Origin of the sequence: Arthrobacter sp. SIMBA_036, from assembly GCF_046535135.1 — a bacterium.
Taxonomy (GTDB): Bacteria; Actinomycetota; Actinomycetes; order Actinomycetales; family Micrococcaceae; genus Arthrobacter.
In genome coordinates this window covers 1-15,985 of record NZ_JAWRXG010000004.1, presented here as the reverse complement: position 1 = coordinate 15,985, position 15,985 = coordinate 1, and the positions used below count along the sequence as shown (strand labels likewise).

Here is a 15,985-nt window from a genome sequence, read left to right as displayed (position 1 = left end):
CTCCATTCCCAGTTTAAAGCTGCCAGTCCACGCTGGTAAGGTTTTTTTGAACTGACAACCCGATGAAGTCGCCAACTCCAGGTTGTTCAGGGTGTGGGTGGGATGCAAATCGGATGGCATCGAGGAGTTGCCTCCGCTGCGAGTTCTGCTCCCGCTCCCACTCGGGTGGGGCCGCGCCCAGCGGGAGCGGGGATTCATGGATACCCCAACGATCCCTAAAGATGGCTACTTCGCGGACCAGGGTTGCGTTTTCGAACCCGTCTGTTTGAGTGCCGAGTTCATCGAGCAGCGCCGTCTTCCATTCAGGCTCTTCGAGTAGCACCGCCCCGGCGACTAGCTCTGTCCGGTTCCCAATCCGCCGTCGGACTTGCTGGATCATAGACCTGAGGTCCGCCCGTTCGGTGATCAGCCTTTCTGCCAAGGGGTTAATAGCAACTTCGGGAACGAGGGAATTAAAGCGCCGAAGGCGGGAGTGCACGACGGCGGCGAGGTCTTCAGCGGTGGCTTCTGACTCTAGCGCTTGGACGAGTACCCGCTGCGCTCCAGGGCGATTGGCGTTCACCGCTCGGCGCCATGCGGCTACCGCAGCTCCCCATGCAGGTGAGACCTGCATTGAGTTAGCGCGGTCCGGTGACATGGTTTCGAGGGTCCTTGCGAGATCCAGCCTCGCTGCGATTTGGGCCAGATAGTCATACTCGCGGCTCAATCGCTCAAGGCTGTCGGCGTGAGTGCGTTCATAGTCACGGGCTTCGTGGGCTGCGCGCTCGGCACCTTCAGCGGCCAGGATCTCGCCCAGGATTGATCGCCATCCCGAGCGTGAGCTTGGGTCCAGGATCTCGTCTTCGTCAGGATCGTTCTCACTGACGTATGCCATGTTGGAGTCTCGGCCTCGGGTCATGCTGACGTACAGAAGCTCCCGTGTCAGCCGACCAGGCGTGGCAACAGTGTGAGCAGTATCCACTGTTAGGCCTTGAGAGCGGTGGGCTGTTGTCGCATAGCCCAGTTCAAGGGAGGCTTCCACGTACTCGCGCGTCAGCGTCACGGCTGCCCCCGTGTCCTTGCGGACCGCACACAGACTTCCGCCGCGCGGGGCAAGTGCAGTGACTTCCAGCAGCGTCCCGTTGCGGATGAACGTGCCATGTTCATCGCGAGTGGCTCTGTCATTTCGTCGAGCGATGACAACGTCGCCGCGCCCAGCGCGGAGCCCGTCTCGAAGGCCGACAGTGTGTTCAGCATCGACCTGCCCGAGGCTGATTCGGTCAGCTTGGGCTCGCTCGTTGAGTATCCTGACCGTCTCGTTATCAGGAGCAATCAGCACGGAGACCTTCCCCGCATGAACGTCGGTGTGCCAAGCGGAGTATGCGCGATCGACCATTTCCAGGTAGTTCCCGTGGCTGATCCGCCCGTGCTGCTCGTACTCCGAGAGCGCAGACAGATTGCCTCCGCGCAAAGCCAAAGAAGCCGACTTCTCCCATTCCTGCTTGAAACGCCAGATGGTGCTGAGATGGGCGGCCTTCCCCCCGCGGTCGAGCCATCCAAGTACCCCACCAGCGTCGATGGAGTCGAGCTGGGCCGGGTCGCCTACCAAGAGGATCTTCGCACCAACCGCTTGGGCTTGGCGGACCAGGGCACACAATTGAAGGGTCGAGACCATGGAAGCTTCATCGACGATCACCAACTGATTGGGCCGAAAATGCCATCGGCACTGTTCGGCGGCCAGTCGCGCCACCCTCTGCTCCAACAACGCCCTGACATTAGTGCCCGAAACCGCGGTCTTGAGCCTAGCTTCCGTCGCGAAGAACTGATCGGCCCTGTCGATTGCTCCCTGGCCGGCAGATTCATGCAACCACTTAGCCACGTTCTCCGTATCCATCCCCAACTCAAGCCCAAGAACCTCTGCGCTCGCAGCCGCCGGGGCAAGCCCAACCACGCTGTCCCCACCAAATGCAGATTCCCAAGCGGCCTTGACAGCTCCCAGAGTCGTTGTCTTCCCGGTGCCGGCCGGGCCTACGATCGCATCCAAGCCCCTGGAACCCAGTAGGACGTTAGACGCAGCCGCACGTTGGTCCTCGTGAAGTTCGGCCCCTTGCTCGTTCCTATACGACGTGAGCGCCTCGAAGGCGAGGCCAACCGAGACGGCGGGACCGCCGTCGTAGTTCGCCGCTGCCAGTACCTCTTCCTCGAAGGCGAGCGTCCCTTCATCCGTGTAAAGGCGCGATCCGTGAAAGTCGAAGACGCTGCGGCAAGCGAAGCGAAGATCGTCTGAGGAATCAGCCGGGAGGGTGTAACGGTATTCGTTGAGCGGGACTGACTGGCTCTCTGCCGCACGGGCGACGGCATCGATCATGGCGTCGCGGTCTTTAGGGGAGGCGCACCGTATCTCGGAGCACACTCGCTCTCCTTCGGCGATCAGGTTCCAGCCATTCCATGTGGATCGCTTTGCGGCGACACGCTGACGGGTGACGTGTCCGACGGCGGCAATCCAGTCAGGGGCCATGTCACCAATACGGAAGGGACGAGATCGCGAGCGTTGGATGGTGGAGGCGACGACTGTTTCAGGGTCGAAGCCTCTGGCTTTTGCGCGTTCTTTCCAGTGAGCTGAGAGCAAGCGCAGGGGAGACGGAGTTGAACCTTTGGGGGATCGGGTTGAGAGCGTTGCCTGTTGACGGAGTTTGACGACGGTGGTGGCCGATGGGGGTTTGTCGTGCTCGATGATCCATTGTTTGACGAGCCGGTCGGTTTCGACGTCGATGAGCCTGGCGCGGTTGGAGAATTCGCGGGTGAGGGCGTCTTCAATGCCGGTAAGTTGCTGGCTCGGATTGTGAGTGTTCTGTGCCGGCACCCGGAGGTCCGTGTCAGTGCCCAGGCTCTGTTGCAGGGCATCGAAGAGGAGTCCGTTGTAGTGTTCGCTGGCCGCGACAACGGCCTTATAAAGGCTTCGCGAGTCCAGCGTGACCCAGGCGTTGTCCGTAATGCGCTGGACGCGATTGGCGACGACGACATGGGTGTGGAGTTGTGGGTCGGCGGCCCTTGATTCCCAGTGGTCGAACGCCGCGGCGATGACTCCGCGCGTGCCGAGGTGCGCGATGCCATTGCGACCGGCGCGAGTGTTGACGACTAAGTCCTCGAGCCAGCGGAGGGTGGCCTTGACGGCCTCGTGATGGGTTTGGAGGATCTGCTCCTGGAGTTGGCGCGGGCTAAGAGCCCAGAGTGCTGAGACGGATTTGGGGACGCTGAAGGTGAGGTCAAAGCCGGCGACAGCGTGCTTGGTGTCCTTCTGACCAATGGCTTGTTCCGCGACTGTGGATTGACCGTGGGACCTTCCGAGCGGTTCTGCAGTGTCGGGGTGTTCGGCGTCTTGAAAGACAGCCTTGGCCTCAGAATCAGTGACCTCGTCACCGGGTTGGCGGCCTATTCCGGCTAGCCCACTGCCCAGCCAGCGGCCTTGCGGACTTCCCGCTGTGATGTAGTAGCTGATGGTGTCCGGGGGAGTGGGCATGGCGTCGTCCAACATTGTGGACTTGAACAGGTACTTCAGCCCGGACTTCACGGACAGTCGGGCGATGGACATGGTCATGCACGAAGCGCCCCGGTTCTGCTCTTGCTGGGCAGCCAGCCTCGGCGGCGGAGGATGCCGACGGTTGTCGGGTCGAGGGCGACACCCTTCACTTTTGATACGTGCACGAGAGCTGCCGCTACGTGTGCCAAGTCCTGGATGTTTGTTCGCTGGGCACGCTTCAGCCGCAGGACCTCGTTGTGGAGGAGGCTGTTCTTGATTTCGAGTTCGTCGTAAATCGCGTGGAGTCGTTCGAGCTCAGAGGCCTGGGATCTGAGTTCTGTTGTTAGGCGGTCGATCTTGGTCAGGCACTGATGGCACCTGACGTCGCACGCTGCGGCGGTCTTTTGGTTCACAGCTATTCATGGAGGCGATCTTGCACTTCAGCATGACAGCACGCTCATTACGGGCCATGCTGGCCTTGGATGCCAGAGGTGTGAAGGTGTGAAGGCGTTGAGGGGCCCTGGGGTTATTGGGTTAGTTTGGGCGAGGGAATTAGGCCGCCGCGTGTGGTTGGCCATGAAGGACGACGGCGAGCCGACGTGGGAGGCCTTCTTGCGCAGGATAACGACCTGGAGCCGATGTGTTCGGATTGTTCGCTCAGATCTACCTGTGCCCACGCCAGCTCGAACTGATCGAGATATGCCCGTCACCGTGAGGCGCTAACGCACGCAATCTGGCATCTCGTAGCTTCACGGCAGGCCATCCCCAGCCCTTCGAGTCGGGTGACCACGAGCTCGTCGCCCTGGTTGAAACCGGATGACCGCATCCGCCGTTTTCTTTCTGGTTGACGCCAGTCACGCTATCGGAGGTGCATCGATTGGGGGACGGTGTCTGCCTGTCATATCAACCGGTGGGCGTCACGGATCGGTTCAGCCGTCATGGGCGGTCGCGCTCCGTGAGGTGGGAGGTTTTGCAGCGCAGTTGCCTTGAAGGGCACTCAGCACTGCTCGCGCGTATGGCCCCAGCACTGCGGTCTAAGGTAGGTCCCATGCGGTCTTGTAGGCGGTGTTGCGGTCGGTGTTCCAGCCCGCGATGATGCCTGCTCCGAGCATATGGTCGCTGAGCCTAGCGAACCTGTAGCCCGGGTCTGCGTCGAGGGCAAGTTGTAGGTATTGGTGAGCCTTGGAGCCGCGTCCTTCCCACCAGTGGATGTAGCCGATAGCGGTGAGGATGGGTGCCGAGTGTTCGACGCTGGTTCGGGTGTAAGCGTGCAGGAGCAGCTGTTGGGCCCATTCGATTCGAGACCACTGCGGAGCGCTGTGGGTTTGAGCGAAGAGGACACTGTGGGGTGGCTCGTCGATTCCCGGGATGCAGGCCATCAGTCGATCGCGGATTTGAGGGATCTGGAAATACGCAATCAGCGTGATGATGTCGTTGTTGGTTGGGTAATCCTTGGAGTCCAGCAAGGAGGTCCAGGAACGGCGGGCTTGCTCGATCGCCTCTTCAGGGTGCATTGTGCTGAGGTCTCTTAAGAATTCTTCAACTGCCAGGGCTTCTTCTGCCAAGTGCGTTCGCTGGGGAAGAACGATCTTGTTAGTGGGCTCGATGGTGCTGCCTCGGTAAATAAACTCGGCGTTCACCTGGCTGTACTCGGTGTCGTTAACCGGCAGTGAAATATCTTGGTCGGGGTCGACGTCATAAGGAGCATAGGACTCCCCGCCAACGAAGATACCATCGCGGATGGTAATGCTGTTTTCGGAGAGAACCGCGGTGAGTGCCGCGACGGTGGCTGCGTGAGGCCTTGGCTGTCCTTGCTCAGCCTGGGCTGACGTGTAGAGCGCGAAGACGATGTTGGTCGTATTTGTGTCGTGGGTGAGGTAGCTGGCCACTGTTCGGGCGTAAAGGCGTTCCTGGCCTGGTTGACGGGGGAGGTCGATGCGAAGCGTGGCGCCGACTTTGTTGTGGTCGAGGGTGACGCAGACTAGGCTTTCTCGGGGCCAGAAACCGAGAGTGTGCCCGATGAAACTAAGCAGGTCGGCGGGATTCTTGATGGTGAGCGTGTTCATTGTCGGCTTCCTCGTTGCTGTTGTCAGCATGTCCTTAAGTCGTTGGGTCTAATAGCCCTTGGGATGAGGGACCGACGTGGGTGAGTATTAGATTGCCAACAACAGATGTTTGCTTACGGTCTGTTCATGTCGTCACGATGATTCCGCCGCATGACGATTCGGAAGCCAACGGGATTCTGGCCCCTCGAAGGGGCAGCAAGTGGATTCGGCGCATCGGAATAGGATGGCGTCGAAGAATCACTGATCTGAACCCAAGCTTCCACGCACCGGGTCGTCCCCCGATGTGCAGGTTGGCCAGTTGTTGAAAGCAGCCCCGGCTAAGGCGGCGTGGGCGCCCGGTCGGTGGAAGCCAGTATTGGTGTGGTGATCGGTCACAGCTGCAACCAAGTCGGATCGCAGCATGGGAAGGTCCAGAAACGATCGAAAGTCCACGAAAGCTGACTGCTTTTCTTCGGTGGCCGCCGTCATGATGAAGCTACTGTTGAACTATCCTGTGAGCCGCGGCCCGGAGCGCCTTTCAAGTGCGGATTCGGCCCGTTCGACAACGGCACGATCGTGCGGATTGAGGCGCACGTTGGACGCGTTGGTGACCATCTCACAGTCGCGAATCTCGACCAGGCAACGATGGAGTTGTGTTTCGGCGTGGCGGGAGAGGACTGTGAGCGCACGGGTCCGCGACTTTTGAAGGATTAGGTCGTGATGGGTAGAAGTCACACGGTTCCAGATTGGCGTGATTTCAAGTAGCAACAGCCGGACGTGGAGCAGGAATTTTCCGCGAGTAAGTCGTCCTTCAAGCCGGGGGAGGAGTAGCCCCAGGCTTACAAGCAGGACCGCGAACGCTTCACCGCCTCCATATGCGACGGTCAGAAAATCCGCAGGTGGGCTGTTCTCGCCATTGACCTTTGTTAGGACTCCGTAGACCAGACGGTCGATGAGGACCAGCACAAAGAGGATGCATCCCGCGGCGATAAGGACAAAGGCAGATCGGAAGGCGCGCGCCCTCATACGAGGGACGTTATTGCGGCACGCCCGCGCTATGTCGATGCAGATCCACATAATGAACCCGGACCCGCTCCAAAGGAACACTGCCATCCCTGGTTGGTCGCCGTAGGTGAGAGGTAAGTTGGGGTCTGTGGCTGGTACGTGACTCGTGAGAAATCCTACAGTCACTGCCCAACACGAAATGATCGCGACCCACCGACCTAGGGCGAGTTGCCGACGTCGTGCTTCAGCCTGTTCAACGGCTGCGAGCAGGATGGCAGTCCGGAATTGCCAGAATCCGAGCAGAAGCGACAGAAGCGTGACAAGACCGATGTGATTCTGACCGCCCACCACTGGATCGAGGCCGTAGTAAATCCTCGGAATGTACAGGGTGCAGGCGATTGCAGCGAAGATGGTGGCACGGAAGACGCTGCCCCGGTGTGGGTCAAGCGCTGCGGGCAGCCGGAATATGGTCAATACCCACAGAGTAGCTGCCGGCAGGTACTCCATCATCCGAACACTTTGCGGAACGCCAGCGGCTCCGGCGGCGTGCCCGCATCGCTGTTGAGAATGCGCGTCGCGAGCTGGTCCGCCAGCGCTTCAGCGGCCAGTTCTGCTTTGTCCGTGTAGCTGCTGCGTGCGAGGACGCGCAGAACGTCTTCTGCATTGAGGTCGGGGAGGAGCTTTTTCGTCATCTCGCTGCGCTGACCATCGGCATCGTGCTCGAGGATCATGTGGCTGAATTCGTGAAGGATGATGTGCTGCCGATGCCAGTCCGATTGGGTCGGAGCGTGGAGGATGATGTCGCGGTCCTTACAGATAAGCCAAATCCCGCAGATCTCTTCGCCGGCCAATTCGGGTAGCTCCGCCACTGTGATCGTCCTGCCGCGCTTTCGCTCCAGCTTTTCATGGATGAGCTGGATGGTGGCGTCGTGCGGCAACCTGAACGCGTGTTCCGCCCTCCTCGCTATCTTGCGGGCTTCACGGTAGTTCATTGCCGGACGCCATAGGGAAGGGTGGAACGTTGACAGGCCCGATCCGCTCCAGGGAGTATCCGCGGGGGTACAGTGATGACCCGGAGAAACCGGGAGCGAAATGTGGCTTGGTTTTCAGCCGACGACGTCGCTGGATGGCGTTGCGTGCGGTGAGCCCGGTTCTGAGGATTGTCCGGGACGCCGGGCTCGCGTGGGGGAGGCCGAGCGCGTCGGTGAGCCGGTCGTCGTCGAGCATTGTGCTGATGAGCTGTTTCGCCAAGGGGCGCAGGAGAACTGGTAGCCGGTTCCGGAAAACTCGGACCGTGCTAGCCATGAGGAGTCTGCCTTCAGTGGAGGAAGCGACGTGAGTGGCTTCGTAGAGGTCGAAAAAGTCCTCGGCTTCAGAGTAGCTAGCCGGCAAACATGTCATATTCATGCGGACGCCCAGTTCCATGAAGAAACGATGAGCTGCTGCGAGTTCGGATGCTGTGGGTTGGCGCCAGGCGTGTTCCCGAATCCAACGAATAGGAACGACCAGGAGAGTAAGGAGAACGTAGAGGAAGTCATCCGTGCTTCCGGGTACATGACGATGTATTCGGTTGAGCAACTCGACCATGGTTCGGCCGCGGTCGCTGTCGAGACCACAGGAGATGAGCTCATAGATGACGATCGCCGTATCGTAGGAGCGCTTCATCGGGCGCAGCTGTATCTCGGCATTCGCGCATAGAGTTGCGGCGATGCTCGGGATCGCGAAGTTGCGATAATACGCGAGAAAGAACCCGAGCTCCGTATCTGCGGCGAGGTCGAAGAGAACCATCTGGCGGAATGTGGATTCCCACTCACTTGGAGGGGCTGTTTGCTGCCCGCGAAGGCTCATGGCGAGGGTGTCGTTAATTTTCAAGATTGCCCCCGTTCGTCCTGTCGAAGTTCACGTCAGGAACGTAGGCTATGCTTCGAGCGATGCTTCCCACTTAAATGGTAAGACCCATGCGGTAGCGTGGCTAGGGAAACTGTAGACGGGTCTACTCGCGGGATGAGGTACTTGTTCTTGCTAGGGCCTTGACCAGCCCTCTTTCTCCATGGCGCATCATGATTGCGTGTGCGGCTGTAAAAGCCGGTGCCGCGATTGGTGTGAGATGGCGCATCCAGCGCTGGGTGGGTCGAACCCGCCATTCGATGTCCATTCGGGTTGCTGCGCCATTCTCTTCCTTGGTGAGGGTGACACGTCCTGTCCCTTCCAAATGACCACTGGCTTCGAACTCGATTTCCCGGGGTCTGACGACGACAGTTGGGTGGACGCTGATGGTGAGCGTGTAGCCCAAGGATGTTTTGAAATTCAGGAAGGCGGTTGTTGCCTTGAGAATATCCTGCGGTGATGTCAATACGGCATCGGCACGCACGATGGGTGCGGCGTGGCTGCAGCCCGGCCACCACTGCGGCCAGCTCATGTCGGCATCTGCGATGATCGCCCACACTTCCTCTCGTGTTGCTGGGAGCAACCAGACGGAGTTGAGGTTAAAGAGGCGAGCGACCATGGGTACATTTTCCCAGCTTTAATTGAGATAGTCAGCATTGTTCTGTGCCGAGGTATGCACGGTCAGGGCTTAGTTCCACGGTTGCGATCACTTTGGGTGAAGGCAGCGACCCGGGACGACATTATCAACGAATTCCGTCGGGTTCGTCGTGGTCATAGTAGATTTCCTTCGAGCCCAGAGCGTCTGACCAGGCACTACAGATGTCACCTATACGTGCACCAAATCCCAATGGGACTTGTATGAGTCCCCTGAGCGGATTGAAATCCCTTGCGGTGCTCACAAAACCGCAGCCCGCCTCGCGCAAGCCTGTGGATGATGACCACCGCCTTGCTCTAGACGCCGTCCGTTATGTGACAGGCGCTCTAGTGCCGGTCGACGGCGGTTATTCCCTTCATTCGGGACGCCCTCCTAGCCCTCGCATCGGGCGACACCGACCAATTGCGGGAACCTGTCACCGCCAGACCCACCACGAAGGGCATCGGCAGCATGCCCTAAGATGCCACCACCCATGCTAAAGAACGTGCTCGAGATCTTAACGGACACCCACGGACCATAGCTACCGCAAGCGGTCTCGAATCTTTAGGACCCACCATCCGTACCTGAGTGGTCCCAGTCGGGGACAGGCATCGTCTGTCTTCCCGGCCGGGTCCTGCTGCTGAGTTGTTCCCAGGCCCGCAAAAACTCTTCCAAGGGCACGCCCTGCACCTGAATTGGACGCCTTTGGCCTGTTGAGAATCACATTTCGGGTCGATGGAGGACGAGGAGTGCCGTTGTCCTCTAGACGGGGACCAGTGTTGCTTCAGTGACCTGTGAACTCGATGGTGTCGAGGTCTTCTTTGTTATGAAAAGCGCTAACGGCACGTTTGTGGTCGTCAGTGGCAGCCAGGACTCCCTGCGCAAGACCCTCACGGTCCAGTGCATCGCGGAGGGTGCCGTCCACAGAGCGGTTGGTAAGGAACTTGGTAAGTCCCAGGGCCAGAGGGGCTCGTCGGGAGAGCGCTGCGCAGTAAGCCACGGCTTGATCGTCGAAAAACTCACCCTCCAGAACCTCGGCAACGAAACCTAGCTCTTTGCCTTCTTGCGCGGAGAATCTGCGCATATTCAGCACCGCCTCCTTGGCCCTATGTAGCCCTATGGATCGGGCGAGAAAATAAGTTCCCCCCATGTCCGGCATGAGTCCCACCTTTACGAAAGATTGTTGGAACCAGGCCGGCGGGGCGGCCAGAATGACATCGCAGGCGAGGGCAAGGTTGAAACCAGCTCCCGAAGCGATGCCATTCACGGCGGCTACGACCGGCTTCTGCAGGTTGTACAGGCCTTCGGTGATCTGGCGGCCATAAGTCAGCACTTGGTTCATCTCGGCTGGAGTGCGTTGCCCCATGCCTCGAATATCGCCACCGGAACAGAACGCGCGGCCAGCACCCGTCAGCATCAGCACCCGGACCTCCGGGTCTGAAGCCGACCGGAGAATTTGATCCAACAAGGCACGCTTGACTGGAGCATCAAGCGCGTTCAAAGTCTCCACCCCGTCCAACCGGCAGCGGAGAACCCCCGGTGCTGGGTGGTCGGTCCTGAGCTCTGTCATGGCTGCACTCCCAAAAGAGAGCGTCGCTCGACGTGGTTCGGGTAGTGGTGAAATCCGACGGCTGAACTGAGCCGACTACGCATTCGATCGCCGCTGCCGAGTAGGCGGTCCGCACCTGGGACGGCCGCCGCGGTCGGAGCGATCCACGCCGCCGAATAAATCCTCGGTGCTACTTCGGCATAGACGAACGCGTCATGTTTTAGCCCCCACACAGCTTCCAAATCGCTAAGCTCCAGTGGCATAGCTACCCCCAGTCTCATGGAATGAGCGAAATTCGGGAATCTGGCAGGCCGCTTGGTACTCGATACGCAGGCGTCGAACCAATTCCGCCACGGAAGGAGCATCGTCGATGAGGTCAATGCCCTGGCCGGCACTCCAGATGTCACGCCATGGTCGGGTGTTGGGCGGCAGGTGGTCATAATTACCGCGGCCGGAGGAGACCGGCAGGTCCTCAGGATCTAAGCCGACTGAGGCCAGCGAGGGCTTCAACCAATTGGCCGGAACGGCAGTTACGCTGCTCGTGTAGATCAGATCAGTCGACCTCGCCTCCACAAGCATCCGCCGATAGGCCGGAGGTATATTCGCCTCCTTTGTTGCAATGAAGCGAGTCCCCAAATATGCAAGATCTGCACCGAGGATCTCGGCTGACCTAATCGCGGCGCCGGTTGAAATGGCTCCGGCCAACAGGACAGTGCCATCGAACATACTTCGCACCTGCGGAATGAAGACGAACGGGCTGAGTAGCCCGGAGTGGCCACCTCCTCCGCCCACAATGCACGTCAGGCCGTCAACGCCGGCTGAGATCGCTTTCTCAGCGAAACGCATGCTCGTGACATCGTGAAAGACCTTGCCGCCCCACCCGTGCACAGTCTGGGTGAGTTCGGTGGGATCGCCCATAGCGCTGACGATGACCTCCACACCGTACCGAGCGCAGAGATCAAGGTTTGCTCTCATTTCATCAGCGGCCCAGCGTCGAGAGAAATTCACTGCCAGAGGACCGATGATCGCAGCAGGATATCGTTCCTTATGCTTATCAACATCTCTACGGATCTGACGGAGCCAATCCGCGAATTGCGCGATGTCCACGGCGTTGTGTCGAGGCAAAACGCCCATGATTCCTGACTTGCATGCCTCCCGAACCAAGTCCGGTCCGGACACCCCTGCCATAGGTGCACACACGACTGGAAGAACAAGCGAGCTACTTTGTGCTGGATCCAGTGACATGTAATCCTCTGCTCTTTCGACCAAGAACTTGGCCGGCGATCTCGATTCTCACTGCTGAGATAGCAAGCATACGACCATATAGTTGTGAGTCAATAAGTAAGTTAGTTTTAGGTGGACCGCCGTAGTGCTTGACTGGCACAGTCCCAAAACAGTGGTCAGTGGCAAATCGGCCTCGTAAGCCGCTCCCTTTATGGAATACGTTGACCTTGGCAGACATGCGGGCCGATGTTCACCTGCCTGAAGGGACAGTTGAAGGTCAGCCGTGCCGGTCCGTCCAGGCCGCGCACCCGCCCGGACCGGGTTCGGGGCGTCAAGGCCTACTCATCCGGAGCCATCAGAACCCATCTACGCGATCGTGGCATCGTCGCTGTTATCCCGCAGAGTCCGATCAGATCGGTCACCGGAGGCGGCGAGGATTCGCTGGCGGGTGGCCCCCGGGCTTCGCCAAAGAGGACTAAGAAGGTCGCAATGTCGTCGAACGGAACTTCAACACCTTGAAACAGTGGAGAGCCCTGACAACCCGCGCCGACAAACTCGTGCACTTACCTGCAGAGGAGGAGCCGTCCTCGGGGCAAACAGCATCTGGCTGACAGCTCTTGGAGCTCGGGAGCCGCTCCGCCGCGTTGCGGGCTTTGAGAAAACGGCTTTGTGGGGTGGCTCGGGTAACGGACGGATGATGGCGGTACCACGGTCGACGCCGCTGTGTCTTTGTGCTCAAAGCCTGTTAGGAGCGTGGCGTGGAGGGCTTCCACGAGCGCCGTGGAGTGGTGCCGCCAGCTCAGGAGTTTTGGGTTTGACGAGCCTGTTTAGTAGATTCCTGAATCATTTCCCCGCCTTCGTGCATGAGCGTGCCGCGGGTGCGCTGCTCCGGGATAAGCAGTTTCGCTGGTTGATTCCCGTTGGGCTCCTTTTGTGGCGTGCTCTCGTACCCAAGGGCTGCTTCTGCAGAAATAGTTGAAACGGTCGCGCGGCGTCTAATCGAAGTCCACACCGATACCGGTAAATGGCGCCCTGGCGGATAAGTTTCCCCCAAACCACAAGGAACGACAGCAGTGCAGTCCTCCATAGTGGGCCGGAACTAAGGGTCGGCTGGTGTTGGCGACGGTAGGCAATTCTCGACGCGTCCAGCACCGCTCTTTCATTTGAACACCCGTGCTACACTCCAAAGGTGCGTGCGGAGCTCCTTCTTCTTAGCTGCCGCGGCGAGGCCTCAGGCGCGATCTAGCGCAAGGCCCATCCTCGCCGCGGGGTTAGCTATGCTCGGCCAATCTTCCACCAAGATTAGAGAAAAGGCCCCACGTCATGCGCAACGCACAAAAACCCTCAGGAATGCCTATTCACCGGTACCTGCCTTTCCAGGACCAGATCAGTGTCGAATTGCCCGACCGCACATGGCCGGACAAAATCATCACCAAGGCACCGCGCTGGTGCGCCGTCGATCTGCGCGACGGGAACCAATCGCTGATTGACCCCATGAGTCCGGCCCGCAAGATGAAGATGTTCGACCTGCTGGTCCGCATGGGCTACAAGGAGATCGAGCTCGGCTTTCCTTCAGCCTCCCAAACGGATTTCGACTTTGTCCGCCAGCTCATCGAGGGCAATCACATCCCGGACGACGTCACCATCCAGGTCCTCACCCAGGCGCGCGAGCACTTGATTGAACGAACATACGAATCCTTGGTCGGCGCCAAGCAGGCAATCGTCCACCTCTACAACGCCACCTCCGTGCTGCAACGCCGAGTGGTGTTCAACCAGGACGAGGATGGGATTCTGGACATTGCTTTGCAGGGCGCCCGGCTGTGCAAGAAGTACGAGGAAACGCTCGTTGACACTCACATCATCTATGAGTACTCGCCGGAGTCCTTTACGGGTACCGAACTGGAGTATGCGGTTCGGGTGTGCAATGCCGTGGCCGATGTTTTCGAAGCTTCCGCTGACCGGCAGGTCATCATAAACTTGCCGGCTACCGTGGAAATGGCCACTCCCAACGTCTATGCCGATTCGATCGAGTGGATGAGCCGGAATCTGCATCCTCGGGAAGGCATTATTCTGTCCATGCACCCACACAATGACCGTGGAACAGGTGTTGCTGCGGCGGAACTGGGCTACATGGCCGGCGCCGAGCGGATTGAAGGCTGCCTGTTCGGCAACGGCGAGCGGACCGGAAACGTGGACCTGGTTACCTTGGGCCTGAACCTCTTCGTCCAGGGCATCGACCCGATGATTGATTTCTCAAACATCGACGAGGTCCGCCGCACGGTGGAGTACTGCAATCAGCTGCCTGTCCCGGAACGTTCCCCTTACGGTGGTGACCTCGTCTTCACAGCGTTCTCCGGATCACACCAAGACGCCATCAAGAAGGGCTTCGAAGCACTTGAACGGGACGCGGTCGCTGCGGGGAAGGATGTTTCCGACTTCACCTGGCAGGTGCCGTACCTCCCTATCGACCCCAAGGACCTGGGCCGCAGTTATGAAGCGGTCATCAGAGTTAATTCCCAGTCCGGCAAGGGCGGAGTCGCCTACCTGCTTAAGACCGAGCACAGCCTGGATCTGCCGCGCCGTGCCCAGATCGAGTTCTCTGGCGTAATCCAGCGCCGCACGGACACCGTGGGCGGGGAGGTCAGCGGCGAGCAGCTTTGGCAGATATTCCAAGACGAATACCTGCCCTCCAGCGGGGGTGATGGGCAGTGGGGCCGCTATTCGCTGGGCAATGTTAAAACGGAAACGGATGACGACGGCGGCACGACGCTACACGCCTCACTCACCGTGGACGGTGTGCAGGTTCAGCGCACCGGCGCAGGCAACGGTCCAATTGCTGCCCTGCTGAACATTTTGCGGGAGGACGGTGTGGACCTCAGGGTGCTTGACTACACCGAGCACGCCCTTTCAGAGGGCGGTAACGCGCTGGCTTCAGCGTACGTCGAATGCGCAGTGGGGGAGCGTGTGTTGTGGGGCGTCGGAGTCGACGGCAACACAAGCACGGCCGCACTCAAGGCTGTTGTTTCCGCCGTGAACCGAGCCATCCGCGACGCTTAGGGCTGCGACGGCGTCCATCGACGGCGTCGGTGTTTCCGGACACGGCAGGACTCCCTCCCGTCGTGTCCGGAATCCCTCGACCTCGGTCACTGCATTAGGCCCAGCTTTGTGATCTGTCTGCTCCTCCATGGCATGGACGAAAACCACAAAACGTTCGTGCATTTCCTCGTCACGACAGGAACCAGCCTCGGAGAAGCACCCGCCATCCAAATTGCCTACATCGATCTGGCAGCACGAGTGCCTGACGCAAGAATCACCAAAGCGTCGAAACGCGATAACCATTCGGGCTACTACACAGGCCAGCCGAAGACCGGCACAGGCAAACCCACCATCGGAATCGACAGGACCCTCGCAAACCTCCTTCACCCCTTACTGACAGGCAACAGGCACCGAACTGCTTTCACCACAGGCACAGGGGCCTGCATCAGCCACAAGGCACTGTGGCAACATGACTGGGACCATGCGGGCTCTGTCACTGCCGGCCGATCTTGCTGTACGTTTTAGGCTTCGTACTGCGGTAGAGACGGCCATGACGAATCCTAGAACGAAAAGACCCACAATCAATGTCATCAAAGCGGCGCTAAGTACTGATGAGCCTCCGAAAAGGGCTGTGAAGTTCAGTGCTGCCAGAACGAGCCTAGTCACCATCCCGAGGATTCCCAGAACAGGAAAGACCACTCTGCTCCAAACTGTATGACTTAGGCCGTGCCTACGGAGTTAGAGCGGCACGGCAATGCCGGCCACCAAAATGACGCCCAGAATAACAAAGCTCGAGATCCCGAGGGAAGCAGCGCACAGGTCGATAGCAGCCAGACCGGCAACCGCGACTACTAGGTTGAGGACCAGGCCCGCGCCGCTGGTTGCCATGGATGCCCGATAAGGGGATCCATGCCTGCGGCGTACTACGCTGAGCTTCCGGGGAAAGGTTCCGTCTGCGCTGAGATTGAACAAGTATCGTGCCGTGATGTTGTGTCGTCTTGCTCCAGTCCCACGCGATTCCGGACGAATGGGACTGCTGAAGGTTTAGTTGACAGCTGGGGTTGATATTTTCTTACGTGGCTGAGGCCGCGTTTTTTATTGTCTCA

General features: G+C 59.3%; 12 protein-coding genes. 2 read left to right on the top strand and 10 right to left on the bottom strand.

Annotated features, from left to right (window positions below; translation table 11 throughout):
- Positions 1-13: 13 nt before the first annotated feature.
- The 9 genes from mobF to SB659_RS06635 all read right to left on the bottom strand — a co-directional run bounded on the left by mobF (position 14) and on the right by SB659_RS06635 (position 11,864).
- The gene (gene mobF / locus SB659_RS06675; protein WP_410549885.1) at positions 14-3,577 is read right to left on the bottom strand and encodes a MobF family relaxase; all 3,564 of its coding nucleotides are present in this window, start codon (positions 3,575-3,577) and stop codon (positions 14-16) included.
- Positions 3,574-3,912, bottom strand: a complete 339-nt coding sequence (locus SB659_RS06670) for a hypothetical protein (protein ID WP_410549884.1) — start codon at positions 3,910-3,912, stop codon at positions 3,574-3,576. Before SB659_RS06670 ends, mobF begins: the two co-directional genes overlap by 4 nt.
- A gap of 621 nt (positions 3,913-4,533) precedes the next feature.
- Positions 4,534-5,565: a DUF4192 domain-containing protein gene (locus SB659_RS06665; RefSeq protein ID WP_410549883.1), complete on the bottom strand. Its 1,032-nt coding sequence runs from the start codon at positions 5,563-5,565 to the stop codon at positions 4,534-4,536.
- A gap of 486 nt (positions 5,566-6,051) precedes the next feature.
- Entirely contained in the window at positions 6,052-7,059 is a 1,008-nt protein-coding gene (locus SB659_RS06660; protein ID WP_410549882.1) for a hypothetical protein, read from the bottom strand.
- Entirely contained in the window at positions 7,056-7,541 is a 486-nt protein-coding gene (locus SB659_RS06655; protein ID WP_410549881.1) for a hypothetical protein, read from the bottom strand. Before SB659_RS06655 ends, SB659_RS06660 begins: the two co-directional genes overlap by 4 nt.
- A complete protein-coding gene (locus SB659_RS06650) occupies positions 7,528-8,421 on the bottom strand; it encodes an oxygenase MpaB family protein (RefSeq protein WP_410549880.1) in 894 nt (297 codons plus the stop codon). Before SB659_RS06650 ends, SB659_RS06655 begins: the two co-directional genes overlap by 14 nt.
- A gap of 121 nt (positions 8,422-8,542) precedes the next feature.
- Positions 8,543-9,055, bottom strand: coding sequence for a hypothetical protein (locus SB659_RS06645; protein WP_410549879.1), 513 nt, complete (start codon positions 9,053-9,055; stop codon positions 8,543-8,545).
- A gap of 799 nt (positions 9,056-9,854) precedes the next feature.
- Positions 9,855-10,640, bottom strand: a complete 786-nt coding sequence (locus SB659_RS06640) for an enoyl-CoA hydratase/isomerase family protein (RefSeq protein ID WP_410549878.1) — start codon at positions 10,638-10,640, stop codon at positions 9,855-9,857.
- Positions 10,641-10,865: 225 nt separating this feature from the next.
- Entirely contained in the window at positions 10,866-11,864 is a 999-nt protein-coding gene (locus tag SB659_RS06635) for an NAD(P)H-dependent flavin oxidoreductase (RefSeq protein ID WP_410549877.1), read from the bottom strand.
- A 1,302-nt stretch (positions 11,865-13,166) separates the two neighbouring features.
- On the opposite strand from SB659_RS06635, the gene leuA reads away from it, so the two are divergent.
- Positions 13,167-14,900: a 2-isopropylmalate synthase gene (leuA, locus tag SB659_RS06630; RefSeq protein WP_410549876.1), complete on the top strand. Its 1,734-nt coding sequence runs from the start codon at positions 13,167-13,169 to the stop codon at positions 14,898-14,900.
- Between the two features lie 132 nt (positions 14,901-15,032).
- Positions 15,033-15,404, top strand: a complete 372-nt coding sequence (locus tag SB659_RS06625; protein WP_410549875.1) for a hypothetical protein — start codon at positions 15,033-15,035, stop codon at positions 15,402-15,404.
- A 213-nt stretch (positions 15,405-15,617) separates the two neighbouring features.
- On the opposite strand, the gene SB659_RS06620 is transcribed toward SB659_RS06625, so the two are convergent.
- Positions 15,618-15,851, bottom strand: a complete 234-nt coding sequence (locus SB659_RS06620; RefSeq protein WP_410549874.1) for a hypothetical protein — start codon at positions 15,849-15,851, stop codon at positions 15,618-15,620.
- Between the last annotated feature and the right edge of the window lie 134 nt (positions 15,852-15,985).

Coding starts and splice junctions, on each gene's coding strand:
- mobF (WP_410549885.1), bottom strand. CDS start 3,577: ATGACCATGTCCATCGCCCGACTGTCCGTGAAGTCCGGGCTGAAGTAC.
- SB659_RS06665 (WP_410549883.1), bottom strand. CDS start 5,565: ATGAACACGCTCACCATCAAGAATCCCGCCGACCTGCTTAGTTTCATC.
- SB659_RS06660 (WP_410549882.1), bottom strand. CDS start 7,059: ATGATGGAGTACCTGCCGGCAGCTACTCTGTGGGTATTGACCATATTC.
- SB659_RS06655 (WP_410549881.1), bottom strand. CDS start 7,541: ATGAACTACCGTGAAGCCCGCAAGATAGCGAGGAGGGCGGAACACGCG.
- SB659_RS06645 (WP_410549879.1), bottom strand. CDS start 9,055: ATGGTCGCTCGCCTCTTTAACCTCAACTCCGTCTGGTTGCTCCCAGCA.
- SB659_RS06640 (WP_410549878.1), bottom strand. CDS start 10,640: ATGACAGAGCTCAGGACCGACCACCCAGCACCGGGGGTTCTCCGCTGC.
- SB659_RS06635 (WP_410549877.1), bottom strand. CDS start 11,864: ATGTCACTGGATCCAGCACAAAGTAGCTCGCTTGTTCTTCCAGTCGTG.
- leuA (WP_410549876.1), top strand. CDS start 13,167: ATGCGCAACGCACAAAAACCCTCAGGAATGCCTATTCACCGGTACCTG.
- SB659_RS06625 (WP_410549875.1), top strand. CDS start 15,033: ATGGACGAAAACCACAAAACGTTCGTGCATTTCCTCGTCACGACAGGA.